Here is an 18399-nt window from a genome sequence, read left to right as displayed (position 1 = left end):
ACTCTTCACAGCGGGTGCGAACTTAGAACAACGAGCGACCTTTGTTGGCAGCAATGCGCATGCGCAACGCGTTCAACTTGATAAAGCCTGCTGCGTCCGCCTGGTTGTAGGCACCGCCGTCTTCTTCGAAGGTGGCGATGTTGGCGTCGAACAGCGAGTCGTCGGACTTGCGACCGGTGACGATCACATTGCCTTTGTAGAGCTTCAGGCGCACAACGCCGTTCACGTGGGCCTGGGAGGCGTCGATCATCTGTTGCAGCATCAGACGCTCTGGGCTCCACCAGTAGCCGGTGTAGATCAGACTGGCGTACTTGGGCATCAGCTCGTCTTTGAGGTGAGCCACTTCGCGGTCAAGGGTGATGGACTCGATGGCGCGGTGGGCGCGCAGCATGATGGTGCCACCCGGTGTCTCATAGCAGCCACGGGACTTCATGCCCACGTAGCGGTTCTCGACGATGTCGAGACGGCCGATACCGTGTTCGCCACCGATACGGTTCAGGGTCGCCAGCACGGTGGCCGGGGTCATTTCGACGCCGTCCAGCGCGACGATATCGCCGTTGCGGTAAGTCAGTTCCAGGTATTGCGGCTTGTCGGGCGCGTTCTCCGGGGAGACGGTCCACTTCCACATGTCTTCTTCGTGCTCGGTCCAGGTGTCCTCCAGCACGCCGCCTTCATAAGAGATGTGCAGCAGGTTGGCATCCATCGAATACGGGGACTTCTTCTTGCCGTGACGCTCGATCGGGATTGCGTGCTTTTCAGCGTAATCCATCAGCTTTTCACGGGACAGCAGGTCCCATTCACGCCAAGGAGCAATCACTTTCACGCCTGGCTTGAGCGCGTAGGCACCCAGTTCGAAACGCACCTGGTCGTTGCCCTTGCCGGTAGCACCATGGGAAATGGCGTCGGCGCCGGTTTCGTTGGCGATTTCGATCAGGCGCTTGGCGATCAGCGGACGTGCGATGGAAGTACCCAGCAGATACTCGCCTTCGTAGACGGTGTTGGCGCGAAACATCGGGAAAACGAAATCACGGACGAACTCTTCGCGCAGGTCGTCAATGTAGATCTCTTTCACGCCCATGGCTTGCGCCTTGGCACGTGCAGGTTCGACCTCTTCGCCCTGACCCAGGTCAGCGGTGAAGGTCACCACTTCACAGTTATAAGTATCCTGCAGCCACTTGAGGATCACCGAAGTGTCCAGGCCGCCGGAATACGCGAGAACGACCTTGTTTACGTCGGCCATGCCATCACTCCACGGGGTTGTACGGAAAGGCGTCGATTCTACCGACCAAAACCGCGAATTTACAGGGGCGCGACAGCAAATGAAGATAAAGCGACAGATTATGTCGAGCGGGCGACCGATGGTCGCACCTTATGATGTGTGTGCAGGGTTGCTCGGGCCCGTGGCCGTGGGTGCAGGTTTCTCGGGGGCTGCCACGCGTTCGAGCTGGATATTCACGCGGCGGTTGCGCGCCCGGTTGGCCGCATTGGTGTTGGGCGCCAGTGGGTAGCTTTCGCCGTGAAAACGCAGGGTGATCTGCGATTCAGGGATCCCGTTGGCCTTGAAGTAGTCCATGACTGCCAGGCCGCGACGGCGTGAAACGTCGCGGTTGGTGAGGCGGTTACCGCTGTTGTCCGAATGACCGTTCAGCTCGATGTGGTTGACGGTGGGGTCAGCCTTCATGAACGCGAGAATCACGTCGAGTTTCTTCTTGGCGGCCGCATCCAATTCGATTCCGCCACCAGGGAAGCCGACTTCTGTCTGTTTGACCTGATCGTAATTCATCGGCAACAGCTTGGCAGTACACAGTTGGTAATCGTTGTAGGCCTTGTTGAATTTGACCGGCAGCAGGCGGATTTCCGAGTAGCCGCCTTCACGCCCATAGTGCCGCACGGTCGGGCTACGCCCTTCCAGCAAGCCATTGAACAGGCGCCCGGCCTGGGCTTGGGAGCTGTTGAACAACACATCACCACTGCCAGCGCGCACGGCACCGAGGTTGATATCACCTCGCCCTGGCTGCCACGGTGCAGCGGCGGCCAGCAACGTAGCCGAACCTGCTCCCAGCGAGCCGCTGTAGGCTTTCAGACGAAACGTCGCCTGCTCGCCGGCCCGGCGCACGAACTCACCCGAACCGAAGTCGGTGATCGGCTGGGTCAGGCGGCACTCGAACGGGTCGCCTTCTACCTTCCACTCAATATTCTCCAGACGTGTCTGGAACGTGAGGGCCATCGCAGGCAGGCTGGCGAACACACTGAGCAGGGCTAGATATTGCTGGCGCACGGGAGGCTCCACTGGTTTCTACAACACTTCAAAGCGTCATACATCGATAAGGCATACCCAAGGCTATCGGTTGCATCCTGCAAAACTTGATAGCGAGTGCCTGCAAGAGTCTTTTCCGGTAGCATTCCCACCAGATTGACCCGCCTGGAATCCCCAATGTCCGACCGCCTGACCCTGCTGCGTCCCGACGACTGGCATATTCATCTTCGCGATGGTGCTGCGTTACCCCACACCGTGGCCGATGTAGCGCGCACGTTTGGCCGCGCCATCATCATGCCTAACCTGGTACCTCCGGTGCGTAACGCCGAGCAAGCCGATGCCTATCGCCAGCGTATCCTCGCTGCACGACCGGCCGGCAGCCGCTTCGAACCGTTGATGGTGCTCTACCTCACCGACCGCACGCAGCCCGAAGAAATTCGCGAGGCCAAGGCCAGTGGTTTCGTGCACGCCGCCAAGCTGTACCCGGCCGGCGCGACCACCAATTCCGACTCCGGCGTGACCAGTATCGACAAGATCCTGCCGGCCATCGAAGCCATGGCCGAAGTCGGCATGCCGCTGTTGATCCACGGTGAAGTCACCCGTGGCGACGTCGACGTGTTCGACCGCGAGAAGATCTTCATCGACGAGCACATGCGCCGCGTGGTCGAGTTGTTCCCGACCCTCAAGGTGGTGTTCGAGCACATTACCACCGGCGATGCCGTGCAGTTCGTCACCGAGGCCTCGGCCAACGTTGGCGCCACCATCACCGCGCACCACCTGCTGTACAACCGCAACCACATGCTGGTGGGCGGGATCCGGCCGCACTTCTATTGCTTGCCGATCCTCAAGCGCAATACCCACCAGGTTGCCTTGCTGGATGCGGCGACCAGCGGCAACCCGAAGTTCTTTCTCGGCACCGACTCCGCCCCCCACGCCCAGCACGCAAAAGAAGCCGCGTGCGGCTGTGCCGGTTGCTACACAGCCTACGCCGCAATCGAGCTGTACGCCGAAGCGTTCGAACAACGCAACGCCTTGGACAAGCTAGAAGGTTTCGCCAGCCTGAACGGCCCGCGCTTCTATGGGCTGCCGGCGAATACTGACCGCATCACCCTGGTTCGTGAAGACTGGACCGCCCCTGCCAGCCTGCCGTTTGGCGAGCTGACTGTTATCCCGCTGCGCGCCGGTGAAACACTGCGCTGGCGCCTGCTGGAGGAAAGCAAGTGAGTGAAGACCATTACGACGACGAACACGAGCATAGCGGTGGCGGTTCCCGTCACCCGATGGCCGAGCGTTTTCGCGGCTATCTGCCGGTTGTCATCGACGTAGAAACCGGTGGTTTCAACTGCGCCACCGACGCATTGCTGGAAATCGCCGCAACCACCATCGGTATGGATGAGCAGGGTTTTGTGTTCCCGGAACACACTCACTTCTTCCGTGTGGAGCCATTCGAAGGCGCGAATATCGAAGCCGCCGCTTTGGAATTTACCGGGATCAAGCTCGATCACCCACTGCGCATGGCGGTGAGTGAAGAAGCGGCATTGACCGATATCTTCCGTGGCGTGCGCAAGGCGTTGAAGGCCAATGGTTGCAAACGCGCGATCCTGGTCGGCCACAACAGCAGCTTCGACCTGGGCTTCCTGAACGCCGCCGTGGCGCGGTTGGACATGAAGCGCAACCCGTTCCACCCATTCTCCAGCTTCGACACGGCCACACTCGCCGGCCTGGCGTATGGCCAGACCGTACTGGCGAAGGCCTGCCAGGCCGCCGGCATCGACTTTGACGGCCGTGAGGCCCACTCGGCTCGCTACGATACCGAGAAGACCGCCGAACTGTTTTGCGGCATCGTCAACCGCTGGAAAGACATGGGCGGGTGGCAAGACTTCAACGATTGAAGTCATAGCCCATGCATAAAAAAACCGGCCTTCTCAGGCCGGTTTTTTGTACCTCGATTCTGGCTTACAGCTTGCCAGCGTTCTCGGTCAGGTAAGCCGCAACGCCTTCTGGCGAAGCGTTCATGCCTTTGTCGCCTTTTTTCCAGTTGGCAGGGCAGACTTCGCCGTGCTCTTCGTGGAATTGCAGGGCGTCGACCAGGCGGATCAGCTCTTCCATGTTACGGCCCAGTGGCAGATCGTTGATGATCTGGGAGCGGACAACGCCCTTGTCATCGATCAGGAACGCACCACGGAACGCCACGCCGCCTTCGGACTCAACGTCGTAGGCCTTGGCGATGTCGTGCTTCATGTCGGCAGCCATGGTGTATTTGACTTTGCCGATGCCGCCATCATTGATGGGGGTGTTGCGCCAGGCGTTGTGGGTGAAATGGGAGTCGATGGAAACGGCTACCACTTCGACGTTGCGCGCCTTGAAATCGTCCATGCGGTGGTCCAGAGCGATCAGCTCCGAAGGGCAGACGAAGGTGAAGTCCAGCGGGTAGAAGAACACCAGGCCGTATTTGCCTTTAATGGCTTCAGACAGTTTGAAGCTGTCTACGATTTCGCCATTGCCGAGGACGGCTGGGACGTCGAAATCCGGGGCTTGCTTGCCGACGAGTACGCTCATTGGGTATCTCCTGAGGTGAGGGTGACGATTGAAGTAAAAGGACCGGCCCTGAGTCTGCCGTTTATTGGCGACAACCCTGTGACGCAGTCACGCTTCGTGAAGACCAACCATCATACACTGAAAAAACCGTTCGTCAGTGTGGGCGCTATGCCAGCAAATACGCTACGAATCTACTTTGACAATCATTCTCGTTAACATTAAGATCCATCGCACTTAAGCCTTAAACCCGCGACGGTTCTCCCTTATGTATGTGTGCCTCTGTACTGGCGTCACCGACGGACAAATCCGCGAAGCAATCTATGAAGGTTGCTGCAGCTACAAGGAAGTGCGTGAAACCACAGGCGTTGCCAGCCAGTGCGGTAAATGTGCTTGCCTCGCCAAGCAAGTGGTACGGGAAACCCTGACGCAGCTGCAGACAGCCCAGGCCGCGCTCCCCTATTCAGCAGAATTTACACACGCCTGATTTGGCGTGTTTTAAAGAGCCGGACTTAGTGTCCGGTTTTTTTATGCCAGTAATTCAATAAGTTAGCGCTAAGACGCGGAACACAAACATTCTTATTCCGATTAATTTTCATTTATTATTCAATAACTTAGGTTTGACACTCGGGATTTCGCCGCTCAAACTCCGCCCTATACACAGCTACTACAGGGCAGGACCCCAGTCATGAAAGGCGACATCTCAGTCATCCAGCAACTCAACAAAATCCTTGCCAATGAACTGGTCGCGATCAATCAGTACTTTCTGCATGCACGCATGTATGACGATTGGGGCCTGGAAAAGCTGGGCAAGCGTGAGTACAAAGAATCCATCAAGGCCATGAAAGACGCGGACGCGCTGATCAAGCGCATCCTGTTCCTGGAAGGCCTGCCGAACGTGCAGGACCTGGGCAAGCTGAACATCGGCGAGCACACCCAGGAAATGATCAGCAGTGACCTGAAGTTCGAACAGAAGAGCCACAGCGACCTCAAGGCCGCCATCGCCCACTGCGAAACCAAGGGTGACTTCGGCAGTCGTGAGCTGCTGGAAGACATCCTCGAAGATCAGGAAGAGCATATTGATTGGCTGGAAACCCAACTGGGCCTGATCGACAAAGTCAGCCTGGAAAACTACCTGCAATCGCAGATGGGTGAATAAGCTCTCGACACACATGTCTAGTCCTGAAATAGGTTTACACCTGTTTCAGTCTCAAAACGCTCGATGCACCGCATCGGGCGTTTTGTATTTCAGGGACATGTGTGGCCTTTCCCCGTTGTAGATCAGCACCGACTCACCCACCATCTTCACTGCATCCGCCAGATTTTTAGGGCGATACAGCAGAAACTCGGTCTTCAAAATGCCGTTTATCCGTTCCGCCAGAGCATTCTGGTAGCAGTCATAGCCGTCGGTCATCGAGCATCTGATGCCATGACTGGCGTGCAAGCGCTGATAAAGCTCAGAGCAGTATTGGGCTCCGCGGTCTGAATGATGGATTAGTGGAAGCGTGGTTTGGCGTTCACCAACTGCCTTTTCCATCGCTTTGATCACCGACTCGGTATGCAAACTCGCATGCACATGATGGCCTACGATCTTGCGCGAGTAAGCGTCTGTCACCAGGCTCACATAAGCCACGCTTTCCTGTGTCGGCAGGTAGGTTATGTCTGCAACCCACACCTGCTCTGGTCTGTTGGGTACGATCTGCTTCTGGCCCGCTTTGAGCAGGTTAGGATGGCGGCGAAAGCGGTGATGGCTGTCCGTCGTTTTGTGGTAAGCCCGTTTGCGCACAACCAGTTCTCGAGCGTTGCGCAGGATGCTGAACAGGCGGTCTCTGCCGACCTGCACTGATGCGCCAAATTCGACGCTCATCAGGTAATGCAGCTTGCGCGTGCCGATCCGTGGCTGGCGTCGGCGCTTTTCAAGAACAAAGTCCATCACCTCTTGATCTTGGCGAGCCCTCGCGTCGAAAGCCCGATTTCGTTGGTAATATGCTTGGCGCGAAATGCCCATGAACAGGCAAGCCCTGGTGATGCTCAGGTCTTGGATTTGCCCTTGCGAGAGGACTTGCCGGGTCGCTTTTTTACGACAGAAACACCGTAGTCATTCTTCAGAACATTCACGACGGCTTCGAAGAACTGCGCTTTCTGGTTGCTTAGCGCCAACTGCTCTTCGAGCTCTTTGATCCGCTGCTCGGGTGTTAGCGGGAGGGGTGGCTCAGTCATGGACCTGCTCCTCGGTTCTCGAATTGAGGCGCCCTGACTCCAGTCCTGCCGGCCGTGCTTGCGCAGCCAGACCAGTACCGTGGACCGGCCCTGAATGCCGTAGCGCCGTTGAGCCTCTTTATAACTCAACTCGCCCTTTTCGACCTGGTCTACGACCGATAATTTAAAGGCTAGCGTGTAGTCACGCTGGCTTCGCCTTTTGCCCGCATCCATTGGCTCCTCCTGAAGATAGGTCAGAAGGTGTAAACCTTATTCAGGACGGGACAACAGGTATAAAAAAGCCCCACTCTCTTATGAGAAGTGGGGCTTTTTACTGCCGGCAAATCAAGCGTTGGTCTTGGCCGCCGCGTTTGCTGCGGCTTCTTTGACCAGCGTTTGCAGCGAGCCATCAGCCGCCATCTCAACGATGATGTCGCTACCGCCGACCAGCTCACCGGCAACCCACAGCTGTGGGAAGGTCGGCCAGTTGGCGTACTTCGGCAGGTTGGCGCGGATTTCCGGGTTTTGCAGGATATCCACGTAAGCGAATTTCTCGCCACACGCCATGATGGCCTGGGACGCCTTCGCGGAGAAACCGCACTGAGGAGCGTTTGGCGCGCCCTTCATGTAAAGCAGAATGGTGTTGTTGGCAATCTGCTCTTTGATCGTTTCGATGATATCCATGGAACACCTCGGCTGGAACTTTGCGACTCACAGGTCGGCACGGTGGCGCATTGTAACGCAAAATTCCAGCGCAGTGCTCAGGCGGCTTCTACCTGCACGGGAACGCCATTCAAGGCCGCATTGCCAGATAGCTCGTCCAACTGCCGTTCGTCGGTCAAGTCATTGGCACTGGCGCCTGGCTGCCCGCTGGCGATCGTCATCTGCACGCCAGGGCGTCCGTGGCCCCAGCCGTGGGGCAGACTGACCACACCGGGCATCATGTCCAGGCTGGCCACCACTTCCACTTCAATCATGCCGATGCGCGAACTGACACGCACGCGCTGGCCATCGCTCAATTGCCGACTGGCCAGGTCATCCGGATGCATCAGCAATTGATGACGCGGCTTACCCTTCACCAGCCGGTGATAATTATGCATCCAGGAATTGTTGCTGCGCACATGACGACGACCGATCAGCAGCAGTTCGTCGGCCACAGGCACCGGTTGAGCGGCAAAACGCACCAAGTCAGCGAGGATCACCGCCGGCGCCGCTTGCACTTTGCCGTCAGCGGTTTTCAACCGCGCGGCAAGGTTGGGTTGCAGCGGCCCAAGGTCCACGCCGTGGGGATGATCCGCCAGCATGGCCACGGATAACTTGTGGCTGGATGCATCACCGTAGACACCCGCGCGCAGGCCGAAATCAATCATCTGCGCCGGAGGCAGGGTCGGTTTGAGCGCAATTCCATTATGAGCTGAGAAGGCTTTGGCCAGACCAACGAAAATCTCCCAGTCATGCAACGCGCCTGCGGGCTTGGGCAGAATCGCGCGATTGAACCGGGTGACATTACGCACCGCGAACATATTGAAGGTAGTGTCGTAATGATCGTTTTCCAGTGCCGAAGTGGAGGGCAGGATCAGGTCCGCATAGCGCGTGGTTTCGTTGATATAGAGGTCGATGCTGACCATGAACTCCAGACCATCAAGGGCCCGTTCCAATTGCCGGCCGTTCGGCGTCGACAACACCGGATTGCCCGCCACCGTGACCAATGCACGGATTTGCCCTTCACCTTCGGTTAGCATTTCCTCAGCCAATGCCGACACAGGCAGCTCGCCACCGTACTCCGGACGCCCGGAAACCCGACTCTGCCAGCGATTGAAATGCCCACCACCGGTCGACGCCACCAGGTCTACGGCCGGCGTGGTACACAGTGCGCCCCCTACGCGGTCCAGATTGCCAGTCACCACGTTGATCAACTGCACCAGCCAATGACACAACGTGCCGAATGCCTGGGTCGAAACGCCCATGCGCCCATAGCACACCGCTTTGTCCGCCGCAGCAAAGTCCCGCGCCAATTGACGTATCTGTTCGGCAGGCACCGCACATTGACGGCTCATGGCGTCGGCGGTAAATCCGGCGATGGCACGACGAACGTCCTCAAGGCCTTCAATCGGCAGATGGCTGTCGCGGGTCAGGTTCTCGGCAAACAAAGTGTTGAGCATCCCGAACAACAAGGCCGCATCACCACCTGGGCGCACAAACAGGTGCTGATCGGCCATTGCCGCCGTCTCGCTGCGCCGAGGGTCGACCACCACCACTTTGCCACCCCGTGCCTGGATCGCCTTGAGACGTTTCTCCACGTCGGGCACGGTCATGATGCTGCCGTTGGACACCAGCGGGTTGCCACCCAGGATCAGCATGAAGTCGGTGTGATCAATGTCCGGGATCGGCAGCAACAGGCCGTGGCCGTACATGAGATAGCTGGTGAGATGATGAGGTAGTTGGTCCACGGAGGTGGCGGAAAACCGATTGCGCGTCTTCAGTTGGCCCAGGAAGTAGTTGCTGTGGGTCATCAGCCCATAGTTGTGCACGCTGGGATTGCCCTGGTACACGGCCACCGCGTTCTGCCCGTGCCGCGTCTGAATAGCTGACAGCCGTTCGGCTACAAGCGCAAAGGCGTCTTCCCACGCAACCGGCTGCCATTCGCTGCCGACCCGCAACATGGGTTGGTGCAGGCGGTCGGGATCGTTCTGGATATCTTGCAACGCGACGGCCTTGGGGCAGATATGCCCACGGCTGAACGTATCCAGCGCATCACCCTTGATTGAAGTGATCGCCAGGGTGCCGTCCTCGGCTTGGGTGGTTTCAAGGGTCAGGCCACAAATGGCTTCACACAGATGGCAGGCACGGTGGTGGAGAGTCTTGGTCATGGCCAGTCTCTTTATCAGGGCTTTGATCCCACTATGAGCTGCGACCGGTGCACGCGCTACTAACGTCAGTCTCGTGAATCGACAAGCATCAAGCCAGGCCATGGGCAAGCGTGAGCAAATGTTTCAGACCCCACCGCACGCCCTTTGAAACCGACGCGGCCTGGCCTGCGCCCGCCTCCGCGCATTGCCAAAGGTCTCGACGCCAGTGTACAAATGGCCCGCTGCTGTCTGGAAATTGTCTTCAAAAGCGCTCCGGCGCCCTTCTTGAACACCCTTAAAAACCGTAGCCCTATTGGTAAGACGCGACATTTAATTATAAGATCGCGCCTTCCCCTATTTCGTCGCCCCGTGCGGCTTTCGCCGCAGGTCTCGCCCGTTGTCACAATAAACAAGGCTTTGAGTATCTGCGGTCTGTTGCAAAAAGGTAGTTAATGATGAGCGCAAGGCACTTTCTCTCCCTGATGGATTGCACGCCCGAAGAGCTGGTCAGCGTGATCCGTCGAGGCATTGAGCTTAAAGACCTGCGTAACCGCGGCGTACTGTTCGAGCCTTTGAAAAACCGCGTGCTCGGCATGATCTTCGAGAAGTCGTCGACCCGCACCCGTGTGTCGTTTGAAGCCGGCATGATCCAACTGGGTGGCCAAGCCATCTTTTTGTCTTCGCGCGACACCCAACTGGGTCGTGGCGAGCCGATCGCCGACAGCGCGAAGGTGATGTCGAGCATGCTCGACGCCGTGATGATCCGTACCTTTGCCCACAGCACCGTGACCGAATTTTCCGCCAACTCCCGCGTACCGGTGATCAACGGCCTCTCCGATGATCTGCACCCGTGCCAGTTGCTGGCTGACATGCAAACCTTCCTCGAGCACCGTGGCTCGATCCAGGGCAAGACCGTGGCCTGGATCGGCGACGGCAACAACATGTGCAACAGCTATATAGAAGCGGCAATCCAGTTCGACTTCCAACTGCGCGTTGCCTGTCCGGAAGGCTACGAGCCTGACGCGCGCTTTCTGGCACAGGCCGGTGACCGCGTGACGTTGTTACGTGACCCGCATGAGGCCGTGATCGGCGCACACCTGGTGAGCACCGACGTCTGGACCTCCATGGGCCAAGAAGACGAAACAGCCAAGCGCCTGGCCCTGTTCGCCCCGTACCAAGTGACCCGTGCCCTGCTCGACCTGGCCGCGTCCGACGTGCTGTTTATGCATTGCCTGCCGGCCCACCGTGGCGAAGAGATCAGTACAGACCTGCTCGACGACCCACGCTCGGTCGCTTGGGACCAGGCTGAAAACCGCCTGCATGCGCAAAAGGCCCTGCTCGAATTTCTCGTTCCCCCGTCGTACCACCACGCATGAGTCATTCATTACTGCTGAACCTGCGCAATATGGCATGCGGCTACCAAGATCAACGGGTGGTGCAGAACCTCAATCTGCACCTCAATGCCGGCGACATCGGCTGCCTGCTGGGCTCTTCGGGTTGCGGCAAGACCACCACGCTACGAGCGATTGCCGGGTTTGAGCCGGTGCACGAAGGTGAAATCAGCCTGGCCGGTGAAGTGATCTCCAGCGCCGGGTTCACCCTGGCACCGGAGAAACGTCGTATCGGCATGGTGTTCCAAGACTACGCGCTGTTTCCTCACTTGAGCGTGGCCGACAACATCGCTTTCGGCATTCGCAAGCATCCGCAGAAAGACCGTGTGGTGGCTGAGTTGCTGGAGCTGGTCAACCTGAAAAACCTGGGCAAGCGTTTCCCCCACGAACTTTCCGGCGGCCAGCAACAACGCGTCGCCCTCGCCCGCGCGTTGGCGCCGGAGCCGGCCCTGTTGTTGCTGGATGAACCCTTCTCCAACCTGGATGGCGAACTTCGCCGCAAGCTCAGCCACGAAGTGCGCGATATCCTCAAGGCGCGTGGCACCAGTGCGATCCTGGTTACCCATGACCAGGAAGAAGCTTTCGCCGTCAGCGACCAGGTCGGTGTGTTCAAGGAAGGTCGTCTGGAGCAGTGGGACACGCCCTACAACCTCTATCACGAACCGCAGACGCCTTACGTCGCCAGCTTCATCGGCCAGGGTTACTTCATCCGTGGCCAATTGAGTTCGCCAGAGTCGGTCGGTACCGAACTGGGTGAGCTGCGCGGCAATCGCGCCTACACCTGGCCTACGGGCGGTGCGGTGGATGTGTTGCTGCGCCCGGATGATATCGTCTATGCACCGGACAGCGCGTTGAAAGCGCGGATCATCGGCAAGACCTTCCTCGGCGCGTCGACCTTGTACCGCCTGCAACTGCCGACCGGCGCGCAATTGGAGTCGATTTTCCCGAGCCATGCCGACCATCAGGTCGGCGCGGATGTGGGGATCCGTGTGGCCGCCGAACACCTGGTGCTGTTCCAGGCCTCAGGCAGCACCGCCGCGCAGATCCCTCAAGTCGAATCCGGCGTGAGACGCTACAGCCCGGTATAACGCCCGGTCATGCCCGGCCAATTTCTGCGAATTTGGCCTGGGTATGTTCAGCCAGCACAGTCGCCGGCAATTCAACTTCCAAGCCCCTTCTCCCCGCACTCACAAAAATCGTCGCAAATGGCTGCGCCGTCACATCGATAAACGTGCGCAAACGCTTCTTCTGCCCCAACGGGCTGATGCCGCCCAACAGATACCCGGTTGAACGCTGGGCCGCCGCCGGGTCGGCCATTTCGACTTTCTTGACGCCTGCAGCCTGAGCCAGCGCCTTCAAGTCCAGACTTCCGACGACCGGCACCACTGCCACCAACAATTCGCCCTTCTCGCTGCTCGCCAACAAGGTCTTGAACACCTGCGCCGGGTCGAGGCCCAACTTTTCCGCGGCCTCCAGCCCATAGGACGCCGCCTTCGGGTCGTGTTCATAACTGTGGATGCGATGTTCGGCGCGAACTTTTTTCAACAGGTCCAATGCGGGGGTCATGACGTATCCGGGCGTGGCAAACAGATGGCCAATTCTAGGCCAAGCCCACACAAAACGCTCTAGTCCGCCCACTTTTAAGGTGCAGGCGCAACGTGACAAGCGTGATCATTCACCAGACCAATAGTTTGAAAGTGACTGACAGTTCACTTTCGACCTTTGACAGCCGTCATTCTTGTCTATATTTTTTCGTTTCCGAATGCCGTAGGAATAGATCCACAGTATTGAAGCAGTAAGCCGTGACCGGGATGGGGATCCTTGCCACGGTGAAAATCGCGCAACAATCCGTTGAGGTTGTGTGCCAGACAAGAACAACAACTGAGGTTTTCCATGACAACTGCTCTTCAACAGCCTTCACTTTCGAGCCAATGCATGGCCGAATTCCTGGGGACTGCGCTTCTGATCTTCTTCGGTACAGGATGTGTCGCTGCGCTCAAAGTCGCGGGTGCCAGCTTTGGCTTGTGGGAAATCAGTATCATCTGGGGGATCGGCGTCAGCATGGCGATTTACCTGAGCGCCGGGATTTCCGGGGCTCACCTTAACCCGGCCGTCAGTATTGCGCTGTGTATTTTCGCTGATTTCGACAAGCGCAAACTGCCCTTCTATATCCTCGCCCAGATCGCCGGTGCCTTTTGCTCGGCAGCCTTGGTCTACACGCTCTACAGCAACCTCTTTTTCGATTACGAACAAACCCACCACATGGTACGCGGCACCCAGGCCAGCCTGGAATTGGCGTCGGTGTTCTCCACCTACCCCCATGCGCTGCTGAGCACCGCCCAAGCGTTCCTGGTGGAAATGGTCATCACCGCCATCCTGATGGGCGTGATCATGGCCCTTACCGATGACAACAACGGTCTGCCCCGTGGGCCCCTGGCCCCGTTGCTGATCGGCCTGCTGATTGCAGTGATCGGCAGTGCCATGGGCCCGTTGACCGGCTTTGCGATGAACCCGGCGCGGGATTTCGGGCCCAAGCTGATGACCTTTTTCGCGGGCTGGGGTGAAATGGCCTTTACCGGTGGCCGCGATATTCCTTACTTCCTGGTGCCGATCTTCGCGCCGATCGTCGGCGCATGCCTGGGTGCTGCGGCCTACCGCGGGCTGATTGCCCGTCATCTGCCGAGTGCGGCACCTGCTATAGATGAAGAAACACCTGACACGGCTGTCAACGGCAAGACCCGTATTTCCTGATAGCGCCAGCCTGGACCACCTGCCCTTTTGCGGCCCAGCTGATTACTGATTTTCTTATTTTCCAAGGCATTCGACATGACCGATATTCAGAATAAGAACTACATCATTGCCCTTGACCAAGGCACCACCAGTTCCCGGGCAATCATCTTTGATCGCGACGCCAACGTGGTCTGCACCGCCCAGCGTGAGTTCACTCAGCATTACCCGCAAGCCGGCTGGGTCGAACATGACCCGATGGAAATCTTCGCCACCCAGAGCGCGGTCATGGTCGAGGCACTCGCCCAGGCTGGCCTGCACCATGACCAGGTCGCCGCCATCGGCATCACCAACCAGCGTGAAACCACCGTAGTGTGGGACAAGGTCACCGGTCGTCCGATCTACAACGCGATCGTCTGGCAGTGCCGCCGTAGCACCGAGATCTGCCAGCAGCTCAAGCGCGACGGCCACGAGCAATACATCAATGACACCACCGGCCTGGTCACCGATCCGTACTTTTCCGGCACCAAGCTCAAGTGGATCCTCGACAACGTCGAAGGCAGCCGTGAACGTGCGCGCAACGGCGAACTGCTGTTCGGCACCATCGACAGCTGGCTGATCTGGAAATTTACCGGCGGCAAGACCCACGTCACCGACTACACCAACGCCTCGCGCACCATGCTCTTCAACATCCACACCCTGGAGTGGGATGCGAAGATGCTGGAGATTCTCGACGTGCCGCGTGAAATGCTGCCGGAAGTGAAGTCGTCGTCGGAAATCTACGGCCGCACCAAAAGCGGCATCGCCATCGGCGGTATTGCCGGCGACCAACAGGCGGCGCTGTTCGGCCAGATGTGCGTGGAAGCCGGCCAAGCCAAAAACACCTATGGCACCGGCTGTTTCCTGCTGATGAACACCGGCGACAAAGCCGTGAAGTCCAAACACGGCATGCTCACCACTATCGCTTGTGGTCCACGTGGTGAAGTGGCCTATGCCCTGGAAGGAGCAGTCTTCAACGGTGGCTCTACCGTGCAATGGCTGCGTGACGAACTGAAAATCATCGCCGACGCCACCGACACCGAATACTTCGCCGGCAAGGTCAAGGACAGCAACGGCGTGTACCTGGTCCCAGCCTTCACCGGTCTGGGCGCTCCCTACTGGGACCCGTATGCCCGTGGCGCACTGTTCGGCCTGACCCGTGGCGTACGCGTGGATCACATTATTCGTGCAGCCCTGGAATCGATTGCCTACCAGACCCGCGACGTACTCGACGCCATGCAACAAGACTCGGGCGAACGCCTCAAAGCCCTGCGTGTGGACGGCGGCGCGGTGGCCAACAACTTCCTGATGCAATTCCAGGCCGACATCCTCGGCACCCAGGTCGAACGCCCGCAAATGCGCGAGACCACGGCATTGGGCGCAGCCTACCTGGCCGGCCTGGCGTGCGGTTTCTGGGGCAGCCTGGAAGAGTTGCGCGGCAAGGCGGTGATCGAGCGCGAATTCGAACCGCAGCTGGACGAGGCCGCCAAAGAGAAGCTCTATGCGGGCTGGCAAAAAGCCGTCAGCCGTACCCGTGACTGGGAACCGCACGAAGGCGCTGAATAAGCCATCGTCCGGTTGTAACTGGCAGGGAGCGGATTCCTGCGTCATCATGGGCCACTTTTGTATGGCAGCCCAAAGGACGCCCCATGAATCTGCCTCCCCGCCAACAACAAATCCTCGAACTGGTCCGCGAGCGCGGCTACGTCAGCATCGAGGAAATGGCGCAGCTATTCGTTGTCACCCCGCAAACCATCCGCCGCGATATCAACCAACTGGCGGACGCTAATCTGCTGCGCCGCTACCACGGCGGCGCGGCCTATGACTCCAGTGTCGAAAACACCGCCTACGCTATGCGGGCCGACCAGATGCGCGACGAGAAACAGCGCATCGGCGAAGCCATCGCTGCGCAGATCCCCGATCACGCCTCGCTGTTCATCAATATCGGCACCACCACCGAATCCATCGCCCGTGCATTGCTCAACCACAACCACCTGAAAATCATCACCAACAACCTCAACGTCGCCACCATGCTCAGTGCCAAGGACGACTTCGACGTGCTGCTGACCGGCGGCAACGTGCGCCGTGACGGTGGCGTGGTGGGCCAGGCGAGCGTGGACTTCATCAACCAGTTCAAGGTCGACTTTGCCTTGGTGGGCATCAGCGGCATCGATGAAGACGGCAGCCTGTTGGACTTTGACTATCAGGAAGTACGGGTTTCCCAGGCGATCATCGCCAATGCACGCCAAGTGATCCTGGCGGCGGACTCCAGCAAATTCGGGCGTAATGCCATGATTCGCCTGGGTCCGATCAGCCTGGTGGATTGCCTGGTGACGGATCAGCAGCCAGTGCCGGCTTTGGTGCAGCTGCTGAGCGAGCACAAGGTTCGACTGGAAGTGGTTTAACCCTTCCTTCTAGGGGGGGAAATTTCCCCCTCATGTTCACAAATTTTCCTTTCCCCGCCCTTCGATGAGTTTTTTTAATCGAAGTCGGCTGGCTGCGCGCGCGTTTATCAGCTACCATTTTCGCAAATGAACATTAATGTTCGAATTCAAAGACGAATAAATCGCGAGGCCAGCCAATGAACCCTTCCACCTTGCCTGCTCAACCGCTTGCCGAAGTCTATGACGTTGCCGTTATCGGCGGCGGGATCAATGGCGTCGGCATTGCAGCAGACGCGGCCGGTCGCGGTTTGTCGGTATTCCTTTGTGAAAAGGATGACTTGGCCAGCCACACCTCATCCGCCAGCAGCAAGCTGATCCACGGTGGCCTGCGTTACCTCGAGCATTACGAATTCCGCTTGGTGCGCGAAGCCCTGGCCGAACGTGAAGTGCTGCTGGCCAAGGCCCCGCACATCGTCAAGCAGATGCGCTTCGTGTTGCCGCATCGCCCGCACCTGCGCCCGGCGTGGATGATCCGAGCCGGCCTGTTCCTCTACGACAACCTCGGCAAGCGCGAAAAGCTGGCAGGTTCGAAAAGCCTCAAGTTCGGCCCCGACAGCCCGCTGAAAAGCGAAATAACCAAAGGCTTCGAATATTCCGACTGTTGGGTGGATGATGCCCGCCTTGTCGTGCTGAACGCCATGGCCGCTCGCGAAAAAGGTGCGCATATCCACACCCAGACCCGCTGCATCAGCGCACACCGCAGCAACGGCATGTGGGAAATGAACATGGAACGCGCCGACGGCAGCCTGTTCTCGATCCGGGCCCGCGCGCTGGTAAACGCAGCCGGCCCATGGGTCGCCAAGTTCATCAGGGACGACCTGAAGCTGGATTCGCCCTACGGTATCCGCCTGATCCAGGGCAGCCACCTGATCGTGCCGAAACTGTACGAAGGTGCCCACGCCCATATCCTCCAGAACGAAGACCAGCGCATCGTCTTCACGATTCCGTACCTGAACCACCTGACTATCATTGGAACCACCGACCGCGAATACACCGGTGACCCGGCAAAAGTCGCCATTACCGAAGGTGAAACTGACTACATGCTCAAGGTGGTCAACGCTCACTTCAAGAAACAACTGAGCCGCGACGATATCGTCCACACCTACTCCGGCGTGCGCCCGCTGTGCAACGACGAGTCGGACAACCCGTCGGCCATCACCCGCGACTACACCCTGGCGCTGTCCGGCGGCACCGGCGAGGCGCCGATCCTGTCGGTGTTCGGCGGCAAGCTGACCACGTACCGCAAGCTCGCCGAGTCGGCGATGGCACAACTGGCGCCGTATTTCACCCAGATGCGCCCAAGCTGGACCGCCAAGGCCAGCCTGCCTGGCGGCGAAGACATGACCACGCCGCAAGCCCTGGCCGAAGCCATTCGCGGCAAATTCGACTGGGTGCCGAATGAAATCGCGCGTCGCTGGTCCACCACCTATGGGAGTCGCACCTGGCGCCTGTTGGAAGGCGTGCAATCGCTGGCTGATTTGGGCGAGCACCTGGGTGGCGGCCTGTACACACGCGAGGTTGATTACCTGTGCGCCGAAGAATGGGCGACCCAACCTCAGGACGTGCTGTGGCGCCGTACCAAGCTCGGCCTGTTCACCACCCCGGAAGAACAGGCCAATGTACAGCGTTACCTGTCCACCGTTGAGCTGAACCGTAGCAAAATCGAAGCCGCCTGACGGATCGGTACCACAAAAGCCCCTGCGCCGAACGGCTCAGGGGCTTTTTTTCGCATTCGGTTTTCCGAACACCTCAGTGCCATCAATTCGGTTTGCCGGATTAAAGGCCTGAAAAAAAGTCGTCATATAAAGTTAATTTTCTTATAAAACAATCGGTTAACCTTTTATATCGAGCCTGGCACGACTCATGCTCTACACTCTTGGACGATTGCCTGGGACGCCTCAGGAGCCGCCACGGGCATTCGCTGTACAAGAGAGCCGTTTAGCCGGCTTCATAAAAAA

General features: G+C 58.5%; 17 protein-coding genes. 10 read left to right on the top strand and 7 right to left on the bottom strand.

Annotation, left to right across the window (positions count from 1 at the left end; genetic code table 11):
* Positions 1–22: 22 nt before the first annotated feature.
* The gene (locus LVW35_RS05660) at positions 23–1240 is read right to left on the bottom strand and encodes an argininosuccinate synthase (protein WP_012722490.1); all 1218 of its coding nucleotides are present in this window, start codon (positions 1238–1240) and stop codon (positions 23–25) included.
* Between the two features lie 129 nt (positions 1241–1369).
* Positions 1370–2278: a flagellar protein MotY gene (locus LVW35_RS05655; protein ID WP_233894156.1), complete on the bottom strand. Its 909-nt coding sequence runs from the start codon at positions 2276–2278 to the stop codon at positions 1370–1372.
* A gap of 156 nt (positions 2279–2434) precedes the next feature.
* Here LVW35_RS05655 and pyrC point away from each other — a divergent pair, with 156 nt between their 5' ends.
* Together pyrC and rnt are read left to right on the top strand one after the other, a co-directional pair.
* Positions 2435–3481 carry a dihydroorotase gene (gene pyrC, locus LVW35_RS05650; protein ID WP_233894154.1) on the top strand — a complete coding sequence of 349 codons (1047 nt, stop codon included), beginning with the start codon at positions 2435–2437 and terminating at the stop codon, positions 3479–3481.
* The gene (gene rnt, locus LVW35_RS05645; RefSeq protein WP_233894153.1) at positions 3478–4149 is read left to right on the top strand and encodes a ribonuclease T; all 672 of its coding nucleotides are present in this window, start codon (positions 3478–3480) and stop codon (positions 4147–4149) included. Before pyrC ends, rnt begins: the two co-directional genes overlap by 4 nt.
* Positions 4150–4213: 64 nt before the next feature.
* On the opposite strand, the gene LVW35_RS05640 is transcribed toward rnt, so the two are convergent.
* Positions 4214–4816 (bottom strand): peroxiredoxin, encoded by a 603-nt coding sequence (locus LVW35_RS05640; RefSeq protein ID WP_233894152.1) that lies wholly within the window; start codon positions 4814–4816, stop codon positions 4214–4216.
* A gap of 244 nt (positions 4817–5060) precedes the next feature.
* Here LVW35_RS05640 and LVW35_RS05635 point away from each other — a divergent pair, with 244 nt between their 5' ends.
* Positions 5061–5279 (top strand): bacterioferritin-associated ferredoxin, encoded by a 219-nt coding sequence (locus LVW35_RS05635; protein WP_010564137.1) that lies wholly within the window; start codon positions 5061–5063, stop codon positions 5277–5279.
* Between the two features lie 201 nt (positions 5280–5480).
* Positions 5481–5951 (top strand): bacterioferritin, encoded by a 471-nt coding sequence (bfr, locus tag LVW35_RS05630; protein WP_017738288.1) that lies wholly within the window; start codon positions 5481–5483, stop codon positions 5949–5951.
* Between the two features lie 51 nt (positions 5952–6002).
* Here bfr and LVW35_RS05625 read toward each other — a convergent pair.
* From LVW35_RS05625 to LVW35_RS05615, 3 genes are all read right to left on the bottom strand, one after another.
* Positions 6003–7225, bottom strand: a protein-coding gene (locus LVW35_RS05625; RefSeq protein WP_233892000.1) for an IS3 family transposase whose coding sequence is annotated in 2 segments (ribosomal slippage) — positions 6003–6874 and positions 6874–7225 — 1224 coding nt in all. Because the reading frame shifts where the segments join, the coding sequence is not laid out codon by codon here.
* Positions 7226–7336: 111 nt separating this feature from the next.
* Positions 7337–7675, bottom strand: coding sequence for a Grx4 family monothiol glutaredoxin (gene grxD, locus LVW35_RS05620; RefSeq protein WP_012722486.1), 339 nt, complete (start codon positions 7673–7675; stop codon positions 7337–7339).
* Between the two features lie 77 nt (positions 7676–7752).
* Complete coding sequence (locus LVW35_RS05615) at positions 7753–9861, bottom strand: molybdopterin oxidoreductase family protein (protein WP_233894151.1); 2109 nt, start codon at positions 9859–9861, stop codon at positions 7753–7755.
* Positions 9862–10295: 434 nt separating this feature from the next.
* Between LVW35_RS05615 and argF the strand changes: the two genes are divergently transcribed.
* Positions 10296–11216, top strand: a complete 921-nt coding sequence (gene argF / locus LVW35_RS05610) for an ornithine carbamoyltransferase (protein WP_233894150.1) — start codon at positions 10296–10298, stop codon at positions 11214–11216.
* Complete coding sequence (locus LVW35_RS05605; RefSeq protein WP_233894149.1) at positions 11213–12319, top strand: ABC transporter ATP-binding protein; 1107 nt, start codon at positions 11213–11215, stop codon at positions 12317–12319. The genes argF and LVW35_RS05605 overlap by 4 nt, the downstream gene beginning before the upstream one ends.
* Before the next feature lie 7 nt (positions 12320–12326).
* On the opposite strand, the gene ybaK is transcribed toward LVW35_RS05605, so the two are convergent.
* The gene (gene ybaK / locus LVW35_RS05600) at positions 12327–12797 is read right to left on the bottom strand and encodes a Cys-tRNA(Pro) deacylase (protein ID WP_233894148.1); all 471 of its coding nucleotides are present in this window, start codon (positions 12795–12797) and stop codon (positions 12327–12329) included.
* 327 nt (positions 12798–13124) lie between these two features.
* Here ybaK and LVW35_RS05595 point away from each other — a divergent pair, with 327 nt between their 5' ends.
* From LVW35_RS05595 to glpD, 4 genes are all read left to right on the top strand, one after another.
* Positions 13125–13982 (top strand): MIP/aquaporin family protein, encoded by an 858-nt coding sequence (locus tag LVW35_RS05595; protein WP_233894147.1) that lies wholly within the window; start codon positions 13125–13127, stop codon positions 13980–13982.
* A gap of 75 nt (positions 13983–14057) precedes the next feature.
* Entirely contained in the window at positions 14058–15563 is a 1506-nt protein-coding gene (gene glpK, locus LVW35_RS05590; protein ID WP_016970742.1) for a glycerol kinase GlpK, read from the top strand.
* 83 nt (positions 15564–15646) lie between these two features.
* Entirely contained in the window at positions 15647–16402 is a 756-nt protein-coding gene (locus tag LVW35_RS05585) for a DeoR/GlpR family transcriptional regulator (protein WP_017738297.1), read from the top strand.
* A 176-nt stretch (positions 16403–16578) separates the two neighbouring features.
* On the top strand, positions 16579–18117 hold the full coding sequence (glpD, locus tag LVW35_RS05580) for a glycerol-3-phosphate dehydrogenase (protein ID WP_233894146.1): 1539 nt from the start codon (positions 16579–16581) through the stop codon (positions 18115–18117).
* Positions 18118–18399: the final 282 nt, after the last annotated feature.

The organism is Pseudomonas sp. HN11, assembly GCF_021390155.1.
Classification (GTDB): Bacteria; Pseudomonadota; Gammaproteobacteria; order Pseudomonadales; family Pseudomonadaceae; genus Aquipseudomonas.
Note: the sequence above shows the minus strand (reverse complement) of the source record. Positions and strands in the feature narration are given on the sequence as shown.